Origin of the sequence: Bacteroides sp. (assembly GCF_029057325.1) — a bacterium.
Lineage (GTDB): Bacteria > Bacteroidota > Bacteroidia > Bacteroidales > Bacteroidaceae > Bacteroides.
This window is the reverse complement of the sequence record NZ_JAICZW010000090.1, coordinates 1,656-3,891: the sequence shown is the minus strand read 5'-3', so window position 1 is coordinate 3,891 and position 2,236 is coordinate 1,656. Positions and strand designations below refer to the sequence as shown.

Here is a 2,236-nt window from a genome sequence, read left to right as displayed (position 1 = left end):
AGACCAAGGTGCTGCACTTCGTAGGCGACAACTGCCGCGTCATCAAGGACAACCTCTTCCCCGTTCCGCCCCTGTTCAAGACCATCAAGGAGCAGAGCAATACCGACTGGAGCGAAATGTACAAGGTCTTCAACATGGGACACCGCTTAGAGGTTTACCTCTCTCCCGAACACGCCGAAGAGGTGATTGCCATCTCGAAGAGCTTCAACATCGATGCACAAATCATCGGCCGCATCGAAGAGAGCGACAAGAAGGAACTGATAATCCAAAGCGAATTCGGAGAATTCAAGTACTAATCGCCTGATACGAAAAGAGAAGATGAAGCAAAAGGAGCATGAAGGTTGTCTGGTGCTTATAGGCATCGTTGGCATCCATGCAGTGCTCCTTGCTATAGCCTATTGGCTGGATTGCCCCTTCCTCAAATACGTCTGCTATATGTTCCCCGGACTGGGCGGCCCATGTAGGCAGTATCTACTTCAGCCCCGCCGAAAAACGGGAGAAGAACCGCTTCTCTCGCAAGACGTGGACATTGCTGGTCATCGCCTTTCTGGCACTGGCGGCATTGCTGGCGTGGTGGCTGGAAGGGCGGTTGTGGTAACTATCACAAAATTGTCACACTATAATCCGATTCGTTAGATATGAAGAAGAAAATCATCGTCAGCCTCTGCGTACTGGTAGGTATGTCCTGCCTGCTGGGCATGTTCACCTTCCTGCTGGACACGTGGGGAGAAAGAAACTTCTTGCGCAAAGGCATCGGCATACTTGCCCTGATGGGATGGGGAGTGATTACCTACCGGATGGCGACCCTAAAATATAAATGGATTAGAAGATTGGCTGAATGAACGAACACAGAGGCACAGAGACACGGAGAGTTCTTTAGATTAAAAGATTCAGAAAGAGAATAAGACTCTGTGACTCCGTGCCTCTGTGTTTAATTGATTGAATTATGGCAGAAAACAATACAATATTAGAAAAGCTGGACGGCCTCGTGGCCCGTTTCGAAGAAGTATCGACCCTGATTACAGACCCGGCAGTCATTGCCGACCAGAAGCGCTACGTCAAGCTGACCAAAGAGTATAAAGAGCTGGGCGACCTGATGGAGGCACGCAAGGAGTACATGCAGGTGCTCGGCGGCATCGAAGAGGCAAAAGAAATCATCGCCAACGAGACCGACCCCGAAATGCGCGAAATGGCACGCGAGGAGCTGGATGCCTGTCAGAAACGCCAGCCGGAACTGGAAGAGCAGATAAAGCTGCTGCTTGTCCCTGCCGACCCACAGGACGGCCGAAACGCCATCCTCGAAATACGGGGCGGCACAGGGGGCGACGAGGCGGCCATCTTTGCCGGCGACCTGTTCCGCATGTACAGCAAGTACTGCGACATCAAGGGCTGGCGGCTGGAAGTTTCCAGTGCCAACGAGGGCGCTGCCGGCGGCTTCAAGGAAATCGTCTGCTCCGTGACGGGCGACAATGTGTATGGCACCCTGAAATACGAGTCGGGCGTACACCGCGTGCAGCGCGTGCCTGCCACCGAGACACAAGGACGTGTGCACACCTCCGCCGCCTCCGTGGCCGTGCTGCCCGAAGCCGAGGAGTTTGATGTAGTCATCAACGAAGGCGAGATAAAGTGGGACACCTTCCGAAGCGGCGGCGCCGGCGGACAGAACGTGAACAAGGTGGAATCGGGCGTGCGCCTGCGCTACAACTGGAAGAATCCGCTCACGGGCGTGGTCGAGGAAATCCTCATCGAGTGTACCGAGACGCGCGACCAGCCCAAGAACAAGGAGCGTGCCCTCTCGCGCCTGCGCACCTTCATCTACGACAAGGAGCACCAGAAGTACATCGACGACATCGCCTCCAAGCGCAAGACCATGGTCAGCACCGGCGACCGCTCCGCCAAGATACGCACCTACAACTATCCGCAGGGACGCATCACCGACCACCGCATCAACTATACCATCTACAACCTCGCCGCCTTCATGGACGGTGACATCCAGGACTGCATCGACCACCTGATCGTGGCAGAGAATGCGGAAAGGCTAAAAGAGAGTGAACTTTAAAGATTTATGATTTATGATTTCAGATTTATCCGCAAGACGCATTCGTCTCCCTAAATCACACACCTGAAATCATAAATCATAAATTATAAATCATAAATCTATGGCAGTATCAGTAAAAAAGGCTTTTCACAAGGCTGTTGAAGCTTTCCGCATCTGTTGGAGACGCTTCCCCGTTAC

General features: G+C 53.2%; 3 protein-coding genes. All 3 read left to right on the top strand.

Features of this window, described 5'->3' with window-relative positions:
* On the top strand, positions 1 to 296 hold a 296-nt coding region (locus tag K2G43_RS05310; protein WP_300153357.1), incomplete at its 5' end, for an AIR synthase-related protein.
* 342 nt (positions 297 to 638) lie between these two features.
* The gene (locus K2G43_RS05305) at positions 639 to 842 is read left to right on the top strand and encodes a hypothetical protein (RefSeq protein WP_297643134.1); all 204 of its coding nucleotides are present in this window, start codon (positions 639 to 641) and stop codon (positions 840 to 842) included.
* Positions 843 to 946: 104 nt separating this feature from the next.
* The gene (gene prfA / locus K2G43_RS05300; protein WP_300153355.1) at positions 947 to 2,059 is read left to right on the top strand and encodes a peptide chain release factor 1; all 1,113 of its coding nucleotides are present in this window, start codon (positions 947 to 949) and stop codon (positions 2,057 to 2,059) included.
* The last annotated feature ends 177 nt before the right edge of the window (positions 2,060 to 2,236 follow it).